The sequence below is a fragment of the Chryseolinea sp. T2 genome, from assembly GCF_037203685.1.
Taxonomy (GTDB): Bacteria; Bacteroidota; Bacteroidia; order Cytophagales; family Cyclobacteriaceae; genus Chryseolinea.
The window spans coordinates 282488-299503 of sequence record NZ_JBBCAU010000010.1 but is presented as its reverse complement, the minus strand read 5'-3'; the positions used below and the strand labels follow the sequence as shown (position 1 = coordinate 299503).

The 17016-nt window shown below is 49.5% G+C and carries 14 protein-coding genes; 3 read left to right on the top strand and 11 right to left on the bottom strand.

Annotated features, from left to right (window positions below):
- Window positions 1–83: 83 nt before the first annotated feature.
- Window positions 84–1991: a T9SS type A sorting domain-containing protein gene (locus WBG78_RS27555; RefSeq protein ID WP_337329746.1), complete on the bottom strand. Its 1908-nt coding sequence runs from the start codon at window positions 1989–1991 to the stop codon at window positions 84–86.
- A 222-nt stretch (window positions 1992–2213) separates the two neighbouring features.
- Window positions 2214–2783 carry a hypothetical protein gene (locus WBG78_RS27550; RefSeq protein ID WP_337329745.1) on the bottom strand — a complete coding sequence of 190 codons (570 nt, stop codon included), beginning with the start codon at window positions 2781–2783 and terminating at the stop codon, window positions 2214–2216.
- Between the two features lie 486 nt (window positions 2784–3269).
- Here WBG78_RS27550 and WBG78_RS27545 point away from each other — a divergent pair, with 486 nt between their 5' ends.
- Window positions 3270–4391 carry an acyltransferase family protein gene (locus WBG78_RS27545; protein ID WP_337329744.1) on the top strand — a complete coding sequence of 374 codons (1122 nt, stop codon included), beginning with the start codon at window positions 3270–3272 and terminating at the stop codon, window positions 4389–4391.
- Window positions 4392–4554: 163 nt separating this feature from the next.
- Here WBG78_RS27545 and WBG78_RS27540 read toward each other — a convergent pair whose 3' ends face one another.
- The 8 genes from WBG78_RS27540 to WBG78_RS27505 are packed head-to-tail and all read right to left on the bottom strand — an operon-like array spanning window position 4555 to window position 13060.
- Window positions 4555–5310 carry a 6-phosphogluconolactonase gene (locus tag WBG78_RS27540; RefSeq protein ID WP_337329743.1) on the bottom strand — a complete coding sequence of 252 codons (756 nt, stop codon included), beginning with the start codon at window positions 5308–5310 and terminating at the stop codon, window positions 4555–4557.
- A gap of 9 nt (window positions 5311–5319) precedes the next feature.
- A complete protein-coding gene (locus tag WBG78_RS27535; RefSeq protein ID WP_337329742.1) occupies window positions 5320–5586 on the bottom strand; it encodes an HPr family phosphocarrier protein in 267 nt (88 codons plus the stop codon).
- Window positions 5583–7331, bottom strand: coding sequence for a phosphoenolpyruvate--protein phosphotransferase (gene ptsP, locus WBG78_RS27530; RefSeq protein WP_337329741.1), 1749 nt, complete (start codon window positions 7329–7331; stop codon window positions 5583–5585). Before ptsP ends, WBG78_RS27535 begins: the two co-directional genes overlap by 4 nt.
- Window positions 7328–8893, bottom strand: coding sequence for a PTS system mannose/fructose/sorbose family transporter subunit IID (locus WBG78_RS27525; protein WP_337329740.1), 1566 nt, complete (start codon window positions 8891–8893; stop codon window positions 7328–7330). The genes ptsP and WBG78_RS27525 overlap by 4 nt, the downstream gene beginning before the upstream one ends.
- Window positions 8894–8911: 18 nt before the next feature.
- Window positions 8912–9391, bottom strand: coding sequence for a PTS sugar transporter subunit IIB (locus WBG78_RS27520; RefSeq protein ID WP_337329739.1), 480 nt, complete (start codon window positions 9389–9391; stop codon window positions 8912–8914).
- Window positions 9384–9794 carry a PTS sugar transporter subunit IIA gene (locus WBG78_RS27515; RefSeq protein WP_337329738.1) on the bottom strand — a complete coding sequence of 137 codons (411 nt, stop codon included), beginning with the start codon at window positions 9792–9794 and terminating at the stop codon, window positions 9384–9386. Before WBG78_RS27515 ends, WBG78_RS27520 begins: the two co-directional genes overlap by 8 nt.
- A 7-nt stretch (window positions 9795–9801) precedes the next feature.
- On the bottom strand, window positions 9802–12351 hold the full coding sequence (locus tag WBG78_RS27510; protein WP_337329737.1) for a ThuA domain-containing protein: 2550 nt from the start codon (window positions 12349–12351) through the stop codon (window positions 9802–9804).
- Window positions 12335–13060: an NUDIX hydrolase gene (locus WBG78_RS27505; RefSeq protein WP_337329736.1), complete on the bottom strand. Its 726-nt coding sequence runs from the start codon at window positions 13058–13060 to the stop codon at window positions 12335–12337. Before WBG78_RS27505 ends, WBG78_RS27510 begins: the two co-directional genes overlap by 17 nt.
- Window positions 13061–13414: 354 nt before the next feature.
- On the opposite strand from WBG78_RS27505, the gene WBG78_RS27500 reads away from it, so the two are divergent.
- Both WBG78_RS27500 and WBG78_RS27495 read left to right on the top strand, forming a co-directional pair.
- Window positions 13415–13750 (top strand): PadR family transcriptional regulator, encoded by a 336-nt coding sequence (locus WBG78_RS27500; protein WP_337329735.1) that lies wholly within the window; start codon window positions 13415–13417, stop codon window positions 13748–13750.
- A 1-nt stretch (window position 13751) separates the two neighbouring features.
- Window positions 13752–16421, top strand: coding sequence for an ABC transporter permease (locus tag WBG78_RS27495; RefSeq protein WP_337329734.1), 2670 nt, complete (start codon window positions 13752–13754; stop codon window positions 16419–16421).
- Here WBG78_RS27495 and WBG78_RS27490 read toward each other — a convergent pair whose 3' ends face one another.
- The gene (locus WBG78_RS27490) at window positions 16422–16940 is read right to left on the bottom strand and encodes a hypothetical protein (RefSeq protein ID WP_337329733.1); all 519 of its coding nucleotides are present in this window, start codon (window positions 16938–16940) and stop codon (window positions 16422–16424) included. It abuts the gene before it with no gap.
- Window positions 16941–17016 lie beyond the last annotated feature (76 nt).

Here is a 17016-nt window from a genome sequence, read left to right as displayed (position 1 = left end):
TAGCAATACGTTAATGAAAACTTACCCTTTAAAATGCTACGTCAATTATCCACGGAAAATTCGTAGCACGCAGGAGCCTTTCTCTAAAGAATAGTGATCCTTTTCGTGTAGGTGTTGTTGTTGAAGATAATTTTCAAAATGTACACGCCAGCACTGCAATCGGCTGGTATCCCAATCCTGGCATGAGTATCAGAGATTTTTTCAGAGGGCAGGTACATTGTTCTTCCCTGCAAATCCATCAGTGTATAAATAGCGCCGTATAAGGTTTCATCGCGCTTAAAGTTGCTTAGCGCTACGTTCACAAAAGTGTTCGCCCGGGTAAAGCTTGGATAAACATCGACTGTTAATTCCCGACGCGGTATCTCTATATGCACCACAGGAGAATAAGCATACTGTCCGTCGAGGTCCACTTGCTTTAATCTGTAATATGTTAGTCCTGTGGGTGGAAATCTATCCGTTGTTTTATATTCTTTCGTGATGTTGCTGTTAACGGCACCCTTCACACTATCGATCTTGTTAAAGAATTTTCCATTGGTCGATCGTTGCACTTCAAAGTAGTCGTTATTAACCTCGCTGGCAGTCTTCCAGTAAATATTAACGTCGTTGTTCTCCACGCGCGCAGAAAAGGAGAATAATTCCACCGGCAGGGGTGTTTGAGATTTGTTTATGGTGCCCAGAGTGAAGCGTGTGCTACTCGCCAGGTTTACGCCCGCAAATTGATAGTAAGTAGTGCCGGAAATAGTTACTGCCGTTGCCCCTGCTGTTACTGTGGTCGAGGCTTCATTAAATACACCGTTATTGTTGGCGTCTATCAGCAAGCGCAAATCTGTATTGGTTACAGGGCCCAACCCCGCCATATCGAATAGTATACTTACGGTGCCGACATCGCCACTCAGCTCTGATACGCCCCATGTACGCGTAAATCGCGCCTGAATAGTCGCTGGCAGGTCGGTAGTCTGAGGGGATAGCGCCCCGTTGTCATGTCCCCAAAACAAGTACTCGCCGTTATTAATATTTGATGGTGTATTTATCCTCACAATGCTACTCTGGCTATCCTGGTGGTTGTCTGCTCCAGACACCCTTCCGATTCCCGCTACATCGAAGTCATGGTTTCCGTTGGCCACTACGTCCATACCATATTGATCGGATGCAATACTAATGTTGCCATATTTTGAAGACAGATAGTTATCGAGAATGACCATTTGCGTACTGTTTAGCAAAGTCGAATACACCAACACTTCAACGCAATTGTAATTGGCGCCTTCTACCGTTGAACCTTTTCCGAGCCGTGTCAGCGGAATACCATCGGCGCTGCTGGCAATGTTGAGTGTGGCGCTCGCATTGTTTTGCCGGATGATCACGTTGTTGTTTGCCGAACTCTTGTGATAAGACACGATGGTATAACTTCCGTACGTGGTTGCTTGCGCAGTGGCATAATCGCTTACACCGTAACGTGTGTATCCCATGTTACCAGTATTGCTGAATTGCTCGAGGCGCAGAGAGCGGTTTGCGTCGTCGAGCAAAATGTGGTCCTGCAGGTTTGCACCGGGGTCAGAGGGCAGCAATACAAAGTAAGCTGATCCGGGAACAAAGTGACTGGCCGTGGCAAACGTCATGAAATCCGATTGTCCCGCCGTCACACTGTTGAACGTAAAGTTCACAGCAGGATACGTTCCGGTCGTATTGTATACAGGCCTGCTCGTTGCTGTACTTTGTGATAAGTTGTTGGCACTGCTGCTCTTGTCCGACCAGGCCGAAACGGCCGCACCATTTGCCGGATTGTCTGTGAACACGTCGTCGCCATCCATGTCCCGTGCTTCGAACCATCCTGTCAGATTAGAGGTGCCCGTTAAACTGAACACCCCGCCAGGCGCGTTGGGATCCTGTGAACGCACATCGGTCGGCATCATCAGAGACAGAATGATGACTACATACCGACAGACCTTTACAGCATCTTCTCTGATGATCTTCTTCCGGTTCCTGCTTCTCATTTTGGGGTCGTTTTAGTAAACGGTTTCCTAAATAATCGCCAGAGCCTCAAGTTAAAATATTATCACGTAAAACCCGTCCAGTTAAGGCCACATTGCAGGTTGTCCGATCAGGATTTAACTATACAGTCTTTTTGAATCCGAAGAACGGTATTCCGACGGTGACTGGGGCAATAAACGGTCATCTCTGCCGATCAGGACCATTTCCCGGCTGTCACTTAACTGTTACATATGCAGGATACGAGGCTCACCGTGTGCAATATCTGCTGAATCCAAAGTCTCGTGGTCCATAAAGTTTTCATACGACGAGGTGATTACCTGCTCTCCTTCTTTGAGTCCATCGAGTACTTCGAAATATTCACTTCCCATTTTTCGTCCCAGCACTATGCTCCTGCGCACCGCCTTATCCTTTCCTTCCATCACGAATACCCACTTCCCTCCGGTATCTTTATAAAAACCACCTACAGGAAGCAGGAGTCGGTCAGAAGTCCCTCCAAGCTGAACGCGGAGCCTCAGATGTTTTGAAGGTTGAGCGGCTGGCGGCACCGTATCTTTGAAGCATAAACGAATTTCAAACCTGCCTTCAACAACCTCGTGTGATACTTGGTCTATCTGCAATTCATAATCCCGATTTTCGAGTGTCGTTGTTGCGATCAGCCCTTCCGTTATCCTTGTGATATACAACTCATCTATCTCGGCGAGCACGCTGAAGCCTCGCACGGAATCGGCAATTACCTCGCCGGTTTGTGGGATGTATTCAATGAATGGACCGTACCTGACTTTGGCGATAGCCATACTCCCGGACAACCTACACACCGTTCTCCCCGTGGAGTTATTTGAGACATACACGAATGCAATCAGCATCACCGGCAACAGAACAAGCAACCACCTTAAGGGTTTTCTTTTTCTAACGGACAACATACACGCAGTTTCTGATGCCATGTCAAAACACACGCCAAAAAAAAACAGAGTGAGAGTGAGTGTGAGAGCGGTGCCCGAGCGAACATTATAACTCTGTTTTTACGGTAAATGAACAATAGCTTTTTTGCTCTAGTCAATTGGCTGTCACGATGCCGTAGCATTTCGGGCGAGGTTGTTCGCTAATGAACGACGGGCATTCACCCCGCTGGTCAAACTGCGCGAGACCAGCAACCCACAGCAGATACCAAATTCTGTTACCTGCCCCCTGTGCGATGAAGTGTTGAACTGCGATGAAGTGTTGAACGGTTACCTGCCGAAGGATTGCAATCACTATATTGAGTTTACTTTCCTTCGCCAGAAATGCAAACGCCCGAGCCCCCTGTTCCCTCAAAACGAATTCTTTCCATCGACACACTCCGCGGCTTCGACATGCTGATGATATCCGGTGCAGGGTCTTTCATCTTCCTCCTGCATGGAAAGACCGGCTTGCCGTGGGTAGACGCACTGGCCATGCAATTTGAACATCCGCCCTGGAACGGCTTCACCTTCTACGATTTCATCTTTCCCCTGTTCCTGTTCCTCGCAGGCATGTCACTGCCATTTTCCGTTAACAAAGGCCTCGACCAGGGACTATCCAAATCGCAGATTTACTGGAAGGCATTTAAGAGGATGATGATCCTGATCGCACTGGGCATCCTTGACAAGAACGCACCAACGCCCTACTTTGACTGGTCGCAGATCCGTTTCGTCGGCGTACTTCAACGCATCGGATTCGCTGGCTTCATTGTTACCATACTTTATCTGAACTTCAACGAACGAAAGAGGATCATCTGGTTCGTCAGCTTGTTGTTGTTCTATTACGCTGCCATGTTTCTGATACCTGTGCCCGGTTATGGTGCCGGCAACCTTTCGATGGAAGGCAACCTGCATGGATGGATCGATCGTCATTTTCTGCCGGGCAGATTGCTGCAAAAGACCTATGACGAAAATGGTTTATTCACACAGATCCCGGCATTATGTTTAACTCTTCTGGGAACGCTGGCATCCGACATCCTTCGAAAGGAAACACTTTCAGATCAACACAAGCTTCGATACCTGGTAATAGCAGGTGCATCCTGCCTTGGTGTCGGACTTCTGTGGGGTCTGCACTTCCCCATTAACAAACATCTCTGGAGCAGCTCTTTTATTTGTCTGACCGGCGGTATGGCTCTGCTAAGCTTTTCGCTGTTCTACTGGGTCATCGACATTCTGAAGTATCGTAAGTGGACGTTTTTCTTCATCGTTATAGGAATGAACAGCCTCACAATTTATCTAGCTTACCGTTTTATTGATTTCGGGCACACCTCGCAGCTACTGTTTGAAGGCCTGTACAGTTGGACCCCGGAACCATGGCATCCGGTGTTTGAAAGTCTGGGAGCGTTGGTAATTGTTTGGGTGTTTTTATATGTTTTGTATCGCCGAAAGATATTCATCAAGATCTGATCAGAGATTACCAATACATCTCTCTGCGCATTTGGTTCGTGTCACTCTTACACTGTTCCTACGTCACCACTCTCACACTGTTCCTCACTCTGAATTTCGCAGAGTGAGGAACAGTGTGAGAGTGATGATAGTGTAACAGCGAACAGAAGTACAGAAACTTCTCCTAATTCTGGTGCTTGCTCAAAAACGCCCTATCAAGTTTAGACGCAGCATCGGCATCCATCAGAATTTCACAGTTCGGATGCAGCTGGACCACTGACGCCGGTATGTCAAGCGACACGGGGCCCTGGATCGCCTTCGCCAGTATGTCCGCCTTATGTTTGCCTTTCACAATAAGGATCACCTTACGCGTATGCATGATGTTCTTAATGCCACGCGTTAATCCGCCAAGCACGGTGGTATCAGGAACGTGAGTCTCACGGCGGACTTTTGCTTCGAAGTCCGGATCCATGGGCGACACCCAGGTCTCGCTTTCAAATGGTGTACCTGGTTGGTTTATGCCGATGTGACCATTGGAGCCAAGTCCCAGCATCTGCAGGTCGGCACCACCGCGCTCAGATAGTCTTTGCTCAAACAACGCTGCCTCCCTTTCAAAATCATCCGACATGGTGGGTGGCATGATAAAATTCTCTTCAGGAATTCCAATAGGATCAGCAATCTGCGTTTTGATCATGGTATAGCAACTTCCTGAGTATTCGCGTGGGAGATTCGTCAACTCATCGACATTGAACAGCGTGATCCGCGACACGTCGAACGGATACTTCGCATGAATCTCAGAGACGATCGCATGCATGTTCATGGTCGTTTGGCCTGTCGAAAGTCCGATGACGGCATTCGGCTTCTCCAGCATTTGCGTGATAATTCTCCAGGCGGCCGCGACGTCGAATGTATGTTCGTCCTTAGTGATGGTAATCTTCATGAAAGTATCTTAATGGTTCTTTAGTTCTTCAGCTAAAAATTGATCGATCGCAGCGGAGGCCGCTTCTTCATCTTCTCCCTCGACGATGATGGTTATGGTATCCCCGCCCTTAATTCCGGCAGTAAGAACATTCAGCATGCTGTTCAGTCGCACCTGCTTGTCTCCTTTCTTCAGACTGATGACTGACCGGTATTCCCTGGCAAGCTTTACGAGCTTTGTTGCAGGTCGCGCGTGTATGCCATCCGTCGACGTAACCGTATATTCCTTTAAAATCATATGTTTCTGTTCAATGCTTCCTCTGTCAGGTATTCGTTGATCTGGTCCGTGTCATTCATGTCGAGCACGTCGGAAGCTATCTGAAGCGCGCGCATATGTGTTCCCTGAATAATTGCGCGCTTCACAACGGGTATGCTGGATGCACTCATCGAAAACGAGCCCAATCCCATCCCGATAAGTAATAGTGTTGCACGCGGATCGCCTGCCAGCTCTCCGCAAACACTTACGTCAATCTTATGGAGAGCTGCCTGATCAATAATATTTCCAATGAGCCTCAGCATCGATGGATGCAACGGTTCGTAGAGCGATGTCACAATCTTATTTCCACGGTCGACTGCCAGCGTGTACTGGCAAAGATCGTTTGTACCTATACTAAAGAATTCAACTTCCCTCGCCAGGCGGTCAGCCATAATGGCCGCGGCCGGAGTCTCGATCATAACGCCGACGGGCATTTGAGCATCGAAGGCTACTCCCTGCGAAAGCAATTGGTGTCGCGCCTCGTGGAGCAGTGACTTACATTGGCGAAGTTCCTGCAAACCGACGATCATTGGAAACATGATCCGGACTTTACCGTAAGCGCTTGCCCGCAATATCGCCCGCAGCTGTTCAAGAAATCTGTCTGGCTCACGTAGCGAAATCCGGATGGCCCTATAACCAAGAAATGGATTTTCCTCCCGCGGAAGATCGAAATATGGCAGCGGCTTGTCGCCGCCGATGTCCAGAGTTCGTATGGTAACCGGATGGCCGTTTGCTTCCTCCACTACTTTTCGATAGTATCCGAATTGCTCGTCCTCGGTTGGAAAATTCCCATGACTCATAAACAGGAGCTCGGTACGAAACAGTCCAACTCCGGTTGCTCCCAGAGCAAGTGCATCACTCATATCCTGAGGACCTGAGATGTTCGCCTGCAGACGGACCTCACGACCATCGATCGTTTTGGCAACGCCTGTGGTCTGAGACAACAACTCCTTCCGCTCTTGATCGAACGCCCTCCGTCTCATTACGAATGCCTGCATGGTCTCGTCCGAAGGTCGTGCGCACACATGACCTTCCGAGCCGTCGGCTATAAGCATCTCGCCCTGGAGAATGATGCTCAATCCGTCTCCACAGCCTACAACGGCCGGGATATTTCTTGCCCTTGCCAATATTGCGGTATGTGAAGTACGCCCGCCGAAACGGGTCACAATGCCGGATACATTGGTAAGATCCAGAGACAGGGCCTCAAGTGGAGTAATGTCATCGGCAACGAGGACGCTACCCGCCGGGATATCAGTTAGTGATAAGGACTCGCCCCGGATGTTCCGGATTATTTGTTCGCTGCAAGCACGCACGTCTGAGGCGCGTCCCCGCAGATAGTCGCTGTCCAGTTCTCCAAGCAGAACGATCAACTGATCGCAGACCGTACTTACCGCTGCCTGCGCCGTACTGTTCTCATTGTTGATCAGTGCAACCACATCAGCATGAAGCTGAGGATCAGACAACATTTCAACCTGCATTTCCAGTATGTCACGTTCCTCATCGGTCATTGTCATGCGCGACTTCCGTATGAGCGATTCTACTTCGTCGATGGACCGGTTCACCGCATGCCTGAATTTTTGTATTTCTCCCTCTGCATCATCTGTTTTCGCTACGGTAGCTTCCTTCGAATGATTTTTCACACGTACGTAGGCATGGCCAATAGCGATGCCATGTGATGCCCCTATTCCTTCGATCATTTTCTGATTCTCTTTCAAAGTCTGTGTCAAGCCAGTATGTTCAATACACTTCCGATAAAACCGGCAGCCAGCAATGCCAGTAGCAGATACGTTGTCTTCACCTGTCGCTTAAGCAGCTGATACGTGATCAGTGTAAACCCCAGCGGAATGATATGAGGTAGAATCTTGTCCAATGCGCCCTGCAATGACACTCCCGACGCAACCGCCAGCGGCGTAGAGACCGACATTAACAGAGCGGGCATCGCTCCGACCACCATGAGTCCCACGATGGCGGCACCTGATGTTAACTTATCCATCACATTACTTCCGGAAATGCGCTGCAGGAAGCGATGTCCCTGGCGGTAACCGATAAACGTGAGCTGATAACGCACAAGGAAGTGAGGAACGTTGAAGAGCATTATGAACAACAGCGGCCCAAGAATGCTTCCGCTCATAGCAAGAGAGACGCCAACGCCGGCGGCAATCACCTTCAGCGTCCCCCAGAACAGCGAATCAAATATACCGGCAACCGGTCCCATCAGCGCGAGCTTCACGTTGTTGATGGATTCATCATCAAAGTCCTTCGAGCGGCTGTTCTCTTCCTCCATAGCCGCTGCAATGCCGAGGATCAATGTGGAGCCATAGGGACTTGTGTTGAAGAATTGCAGATGTCGTTTCAGCGCCAGGGCCATACGCTCACGTGTCGGGTAGATCTTCTTCAGTATACGCATGAGCGAATAAGCAAAACCCGTGTTCTGGCAGGTTTCAAAATTGAAGTTGGCCTCAAGCGTAAAGGAACGATAGAAAATGCTTCGTATGTCGGCACTGGAGAATGATGTCTCGCGTGCGGGCACCCCGTTGTCGCCCTCCCCTTCCTCCTGTAAACTATCGCTGCTCCCTGAAAAGTTTGATACGATCAATGCGAGCACCACGCCCAGAGCAGCAACGGCGATCATGGGCAATTGCAGGAAACTGGCGAGAAGAAAGCCCAGGAAGAACCATGGCGCCAACTTCTTGTTAAACATAACGTTCATCAGCAGCGCAATGCCCAGCGCTGGCAGCATGTTACCAGCAACGTGCAGGCCCTTGTTAACCCAGGGCGGTATTGTTTCCAGAAAAGATTTCATAACTCCCGCTCCAAGTTCAAGAGAAAGGTAAACGACCACACCCATCAGTAGCGGTTTGAGCAGGCCCGAACCGATGTGTAATCGTTGAAACCGTTCAAAGTCTCCGGCATCGGCCGCTTCAGCAAACTTCTTATTAAAAGCTGAGCGGAATATGAACAGGCTGCTGATCAGCATTTCAGCCAGAATGGAAATGGGAACGGCAAGTGCAAGTGCGACTGCAGCCCCCTGACCGGAAAGTATCGCGAAGGCCGTGCCCAGTACCCCGCCCGTTATAACATCGGGAGGGATCGCCGCACCTACTTTGATATTGCCCATGAATATGGCCTCAAGACTAGCTCCAATCACAATACCCTGCGTGATGTCCCCTAACACTGCACCAACCAGAGGACCAAGTACCAAAGGGCGACTAAGCAGAGACGTGGCCAGAAAGTCTTCCGCATGGCCAAACATGGCTACAAGCGTTACGAGCAGATACGAGACAGTCACAGTGAATTCCGTTTTGACTTATTGTTGTGAGATCAGGTCGCCCAGTTTTTGTTTGGCATCAGAGGGTACCTGACGCACCTCCAGTTCCAATCCGCGACGAAGTAACTCTGCTACAAGTTCTTTGTCTTCATTGGTCAGCGCAACTGCCTTGGACACGAGCGTGGCACCATCGCGCACACGAAGTCCCCCGAAGTTGACGGAGCGGATCTCCTCAGCACCGTTGCATATCGCGAACGCATCTTTCACCGAATTAACCAATATCAGCACCTTCGCCGATTTGTTCTTGTCGTCGTTGAGAAAGAGCATAGCTTCGCTCACAGGCTTGATAAGCAGTTTCGTTCCTGCAGGCTTCGCCAGCCCCATTGTCATCTTCTGAAAGTCGTCGCGCGCCACCTTGTCGTTTGCCACCAAAAGCGTATCAACTCCAAGAGAAGGAACCCATGTAAATGCCACCTGTCCATGTACGAGGCGGTCGTCTATTCTTAGTAGCTTAATCATCGGTGGTATGGTTCTTTAGAATTTTGTTCACGTAAACAATTTGTTCTCTGGCGGCTGTCAGTGCAGACTCGATCGCTTCCGATGTAGGTGTGTCGGGATCGGATAACACGAGGTCGATCAAAAGGGGAAAGTTCGTTCCCGACAGCACGTGCACACGCGCCAGGTCCAGGTTACGAACAACCTGGTTGGTGATACTCCCTCCCATCAGGTCAGTAAAAACGACCAGGTCGTCGTCACTTCTAATCTGTGAAGCAATAGCCCTGACGTTGTCCTCTATGGACCTGTTCTCCTCAGTGTAAGCATCGATCACCCAGATACGATCTGTTTCTCCCGTGATGATGTCCAGCGCTGACTTAAGCCCGGAAGCAAAGTGCCCGTGTCCGGCGATCAGAAATTTTCTCATGGTAATACTATTTTCTCTCCAGAGCTGTCAGGGCCTGCAGGAACCACGCAGTGTGTGGTATCCATTGTTCACTCCAGCGCCATTCGTTGCCGTTGTCTTCATATCGGAAGTCAATTCCCGATCCGTCATTATGTTCTTTGGATCCTGTTATACCGTTGGATATACCGCCTACACCAGATCCGTGTCCGTACATCGCTGCCATATATGGCACGTTGACCTGACCATAGCCATACATCATGCATACCTGATACGGATTGCATCCGAGTACCCAGTTGATCAGCGAAAGGGACATTTCAGCTATCTCCCCTTTCACTCCCGTTCCATTCTTGTCGGGGTAGACAAGTCTTCCGCCGCGTAGCAATACCGTTGTCAGCGAACCGATCCGCGCATCTTCACCCTGCCACCACCAGCCGCTCTCATTGTCATGCGGAATGAAGAATCCATTTTTGACCACCTTGCCGATGCGGAATGTCTGACGGGGGTACTGAAAAGGATTTGACACTTCAGCTGAAACCTTAAGCTGATAGTCGATGAATTTCCTTATAACTGCGATGGCCCTCTCGCGTTCCGCGGCATTCTTTTCAAGATCGAGATATCGGATCAGTGCGATCACCGGAAGCCCTGCGTCCGAAGCATGCCAGAACGGCCTCGTCTTCTCATCATTCGACCAGAAGAATCCTTCATCTGAAATTCTGTTTTCCAGCCGGCGTGCACGACGCTGCGCTTCCTGGCGATAAGCGGGCTTTCGCGTTGCCAGCGACAACTCCGTCGCAGCCATCAAAGCGGTATAGTCGTCAATGATGTTTTCTTTATGGTCATCGATATACTGAATGCTGTACTTCTGAAGATGTGCAAAGGCACGCTCAGCGGCCTGCAGGTATTCTTCAGGCTTGTATTTACTCGTGTGCTTCCACGTCGATATCCGCGCAAGAGCAGCCACGCCCATCCCTCCGCCTTCGCGATATCCGCACTGATAGTCCGACGTAGTCTTGCTGTCTGCCAACAGTCCCACTACACGCCGCTCCGAAGGGTCCTTCTTGAAATATGAAAAGAGCGTCATGTAAAAGTATCCTTCGGGTGAAAGAGACTTCATTATGTAGCCTGCCCCGTAGAATGCCTTGGCAATAAGCGAGTCCTTAGCTGTTCCTTCAAGCAGGTTCGGAATTGCTTCAGCTGCATCGATCATCGACCAGTCCACTAGAGGAGTCTGCTGTGGATTCATGAAGTTTGTATACGCGAGGTGAGAAAAGTACTTGCTTACATCTCCCGATGCATCGGCCCAGCCACCGCGCAGATCAACAGTCTTGTCACTTCCGTATAGCCTCACGTTGGTGTCACCAGATAGCTCTTCCTTCGATAGCGCCTTCTGCCCTTCGAAGAAGCTGGTGATGGCAGGCACGAGTTGCTTTGTCAGCATCTGATTACCGATTTCAAATGCAAAGGATTCAACAGCGGTGTTGCCCGTGTTGACGACTATCTTATAATAGCCGGGTTTAGTAAACGATGTGAAATCCACTGAGGCAAACCAATGGTTTCCCCAATCCTTCACCTGTGAGCCTGGACCTACCGTTCCTTCGAAAACCTTCTCAAGGCTTAGCGCATCTACAACGGTAAAGCTGGTGGCCGCAGCAATCATCTCCCTTGTGCGCAGCATTGCCCGCTTCGAATGAGCAGCATCATATCCTACCTGGTTCACCAGTACCGAAGCGGGGCTGTTCGCGAACGCGTCCATCACACGTTGTTCATGGCCTTCATTGTCGGCAGCCCATTTGATTGCATCCCGAATGAGAACATGATAGTCAGTGTTCCCGCATGACGAAACATCGTGACCCACGCTGATGTAAAGCGCGCGTTCGTAATTTGGGTTCGTCCATATTACGGGATGATTGCCCATCGCAGTTTTAGGCTGATATGAAGATTCATCTGCAATGGCAAGCACATGCGCATCCGCCGGCGGCGCATCGAATTCATACCATTCATCGCGAAGCGTAAATGACTCCGGGAGATTAGCGACAACGGGATGTGCACGGTCTGTAATCCTTACGGTGCCATCCTGCAAGGGTGGATGCGGGGTATAGTTTGCGCCTCCCAGCAATTGCCAGTACCATCGCCAGCTATGGCGGTCTGCGGGTTGAAGGTTGGTGCCTATCAGTCCCGCCGCGTGAATGCCTATCCATCCCTTACCCCTGCTGATAAATTGCTGGATGGCGAATTGCTGCGAAGCCGAAAGATCGTACGGCGCAACGTGAAGCTGAACAAATACATCGTAGTTCGTTAACGTAGCTATGCTGATCTCCGCTGTGTCCGTCGTAAAATGAACGTCGAGCCCATTCTCCGTTGCAATCTTATCAAACATGGCCCTGGCACATTGTGCCATTGGACTATGATATTTGTCGACAGCACCGATAACAAATACGCGCGTTTTGCCAGGCCGTTTCTCTGGCAACGCCGAAACGTTAGCAGCAGCAAGCAATACCAGGCAGCTAACAGCAACCTGTAGCATCAATGCTGATGCACCGAGTGCATTCTTATAATATGCTCTAATACGATATGCCATCCTGCAATGCGCTTTCATACTTTTCAAAATCGATGGTATAGAGGTGCGGCGATTTGTTCTGACTGCCCGTTTTCTTTTCCGGAAGCTTACTGAGAAAATCATAACTCATTAATAGCTTATGGAAATTGCGCCGGTCGAACGTTCTGTTGAGAATTGTCTCATATAGCTTCTGCATGTCGCGCAGCGTAAACTTGCCGGGCAGCAATTTTGCTATCGGCAGATAGCGCAGGTCCTTGCGCAGGGCGAGCAGTGCCGACTCAACGACCTCATGATGATCAAACAGCAAGTCGGGCATCTCAGTAATTTCACACCACTGGAAATTGCCTTCGACCTTTGGCTTCACCCGGTCGAAATCAACAAGCGCATAGAAACCAACAGTGATGAGACTGGGTGCGCGGTGAGGGTTGCTGTCACGGGATGATGGTGCTGCGGTTTCCTGCTGCACGCTCTCCGCTGGCCGGCTGAACGTCTGAAACTGTTGAACGAATACGTCGTCCAGGCCGGTCGTTGTGTGAAGCATCCGAATGGCAGCATCCGTGATAGGTTCATTCCGCAGCACCGGCCCTCTTGGAAGACTCCATCCGGATTCCCCGGGCCATTGTAATAGAAGAACTTTGAGATGATAATCATGGAAGCCGAACATGACACAGTCGACCGAAACGTCCCTGATGTACTGCTGTTGAATTGAGGCGGAGGTTTTACGTGTCATTTCCTGCAAACGTTTTAAAGGTAGCAGCTTAGCGTAAATAATACGCACTTGATAGCGTATTTTTTACGCACTAAGAGTAAGAACCTGATTATAAGCAGATTAAAACCAGATATTCGGGCTGTTGGCCGTAATATTCGTTCTCGAAGGCTACGCTTTAGCGGACTGGACACTATTCAATGCGCGACGCAATAGTCTGTTCCATCTGAACGGTAACTAAAAATAGTTTGCCTGACCGTGCAACCTTCGTCCCCATCGCCGGTATCATAGGCAAAGGTGAAACATATCTCGGCCGTGGCACAACATTAACCCGCAGCTATTACCGTAAGTCTTATGTAAAACTATGTTACTACAACAATGAAGGGAACCTATCTGGGCGAATTCGAAGAGCTCGTGCTCCTCACTGTAGGCATTCTCATGGAAGACGCTTACGGACTTTCTGTTTTGACGGAACTGGAAAAACAAACAGACAGATCCATCATGATCAGCTCTGTTCACAAGACACTGGTACGCCTTGAAGAAAAGGGCTTTCTGAAGTCACACATGGGCGGAGCGACAAGTGTACGCGGTGGAAGAGATAAAAGACTGTATCAACTGACACGTGCTGGTATTAAGGCCCTTAATCAAAGCCGGGAGCTGCGGAGCGAAATGTGGAAACAGGTTCCATCCATTATCTGGGAGGGCGGAAAATAATATGCGTAACGAACATCACCCCCATCAGTTTACGCCACCAATGTTTGGCGTTCGACTATTACGTGCAATCTGCAATGATGAGCTGTCGGATGCCGTTCTCGGAGATCTTACAGAACTGTATCAGCATCGTCGTTCCCGGATGAACAAACATCGTGCTGACGTACTGTTCTATTTAAATGTGCTGCAGTTTGTTCAGCCATTCGCCATTAAGAAAAGAAAATCTTCCTACCATATAAATCAACAGGCCATGCTCAATAACTATTTCAAGGTGGGTATCAGAAACATGAACCGCCACAAAATGTACTCGGCTATAACCATCGGAGGTTTTGCCCTGGGACTTGCCACCTGCCTCCTTATCTTTCTTTACATCACCGATGAGCTGAGCTATGACAAACACTACGCGCAGGGCGACAGGATTTTCAGACTATACAACAACTATAACACCAGCGACGGAGGAAGCTGGATGGCCATGCCTCCATCCGTGGCCAGCATTCTCAGAGAAGAATTTCCCGATGTGGAAAAAGCAGCGCGACTGATTCCATACAAGTGGTTCAGCGCCGGCAGTAATCTCATGCGCAGAGATGATGTTACAGAAAATACTTTTGAAGAAGGCTTTGCTTATGCAGACCCCGACCTCCTCGACGTGCTTGAAATTCCCATGGTGTATGGCAATCATCAGCAGGCGCTCGATAAGGCGCATACGATAGTAATCTCCCGTCGAATGTCCGAAAAGTATTTCGGCAACACGGATCCGACGGGAAAGACTTTAATTCTCAACGATGACAAAGACAAAGGCGCTTACACCATTGGCGGTGTAATGGAAAACTTTCCCACGCACAGCCACCTGCAGTATGACTTCTTTCTGACGTTGACCGGAGTCGAATTCTGGCAGGGTGAACAAACGAGCTGGTGCTGCTGGAATTACGACCACTATGTAAGACTTCGTCCTGGAGTGAATGTCGCGGATCTTGAAAAGAAGTTACTGTCGATCCGCGATAAATATCAGGTGGCGTATTTGAATGAGACCGGAGATGCAGGCGCCGCGGACGTCAAGCTGCATCACTTTTATAAACTGCAGAAGATCTCCGATGTGCATCTGAATCCCGAAAAGATCGGCGACCAGTTTTCTCATGGCGATATTCGTTACCTCTGGTTATTCGGCGGTGTTGCCACTTTCATTCTCGCTCTGGCGTGCATCAATTTTATCAACCTTTCTACAGCACGCTCTGCCAATCGCGCCAAAGAAGTTGGCCTGCGCAAGGCTGTCGGTTCAGGACGAGCAATGGTGATGCGCCAGTTCCTCGCCGAATCACTGATGTACAGCTATGTATCATTTGCTATTGCCGTAATCATTTGCGTGCTGGCAATGCCGTACTTCAATTCACTGGCAGGCAAGTCGCTGGTGCTGCCATGGACAACAATATGGTTTGTTCCTGGCATCCTTGCCGCAGCATTTGTTATCGGCATCCTGGCAGGTCTTTACCCTTCGTTCTACCTGTCGGCATTTCAGCCAGTTCAGGTGCTGCGCGGCACCTTAAGCCGTGGAAGTAAAAGTTCAACACTGCGTGGAGCAATGGTTGTGTTTCAATTCTCGACTTCCATCATTCTTATTATAGGGACCCTGGTGATCTCGCGGCAAATTGATTTCATCATGAACACTAAGATTGGTTTCGAGAAAGACCAGGTGCTGATGATACAGGGGGCCAACACGCTCGGCGATCAGCATAAGTCATTCAAGGCCGAACTGAAAAAACTGGCCAATGTGGATCACGTGACCATCAGCAGCTACCTGCCGGTTGCCGGTACTAACAGGGACCAGAACGGCACGTGGCTCGACGGACGTTCCAAAATCGACAAGGCTGTCGGCGCCCAGCATTGGTACGTCGACGAAGATTACATGGAAACCATGGGGATGAAGTTGCTCGAAGGCAGAAACTTTATCCAGGACATGGCATCAGATTCATCATCGGTGATCATCAATCAGTCTATGGCAAAAGCGCTTGGCCTAAAGAAGCCTGTGGGCGAAAAGATCATGACCTGGAAAACATTCAACATCATAGGTGTGGTAGAGGATTTCCACTACGAAAATATGAAAGGCCCGATCAGACCTCTGTTCTTTAGCAAAGGCTCCGGTGGGCTCATTGTATGTGTAAAGGGAAAAGGAAATCAGATGCAGTCCATGATCACATCTGCGCAGTCGGTATGGGACAAATTCATGCCGAACCAACCCTTCCGCTATACGTTCATGAGCGACAGCTTTGCCATCATGTACGACGATGTAAAAAGAACAGGAAGTATATTCTTTACGTTTGCAGCGCTGGCCATCATTGTTGCATGCCTCGGACTGTTCGCTTTGTCTGCCTTCATGATCGAACAAAGAACAAAAGAAATCGCTGTACGTCTTGTGCTTGGAGCTTCGGGCAATAGCATATTGAGGCTGCTGGGGCAGAACTTTGTCAGACTCATTGCAGTCTCGTTCATCATCGCAGTTCCCATCGGATGGTATCTGATAAACATCTGGCTGCAGGACTACGAATATAAGATCCCGCTTACGTGGGATGTGTTCGTGATGTCCGGTGCACTTGCATTATCGGTTGCCGTAATTACTATCAGCTTTCAGACAATAAAAGCTGCAAGGTCAAACCCGGCAAATGGACTGAGAACGGAATAGCTAGTTAACCTCGTATACCGTGTTGGGCATCTTATTTATTTCCCGGGTTACGTCAGATACGTAAGTCGACAGTTCACTGCCAGACAAAACTGTGCCTGCACCATGAATCAGTAAACTTGTGGCACCAGTAATCGATGGGGTAAACCGGGTGATGTTACCATTGATATCAACGACGTCGAAGATCACGTCCTCATCCGTCTTATAGGTTACGCTGTTGCTGTCTTCCGTTACCTTTTCATCGTCCGCGTCAATGAACGAATTGGAGGCACATTGGATCCGTCGCGTTCCACTTTGCCAGAGAACGTACCCGTAGGACTTTAAGTCGTCGGCATGGAAGGTTATCTCGGCAATGCCCTTGGGTTCAAGAGGCGTGCGGACCTCAACAGAAAGGTACCGGAAAGGAAAAATTTCGGGTTCGGGAGCAGGACCTGGGTCAGTATCATCGTCGCAAGCCACCATCCCAACGATCATCATACCACATAGAAGCCTCTTCAACGCGCTCTCAACCTTATACGCCATACCCTGCAATTTTGTACAAAAGTACTAAGAAACGGCCTTTGAACCAGCACGGTAGTTTCAGAGCAATGTGGTTGCC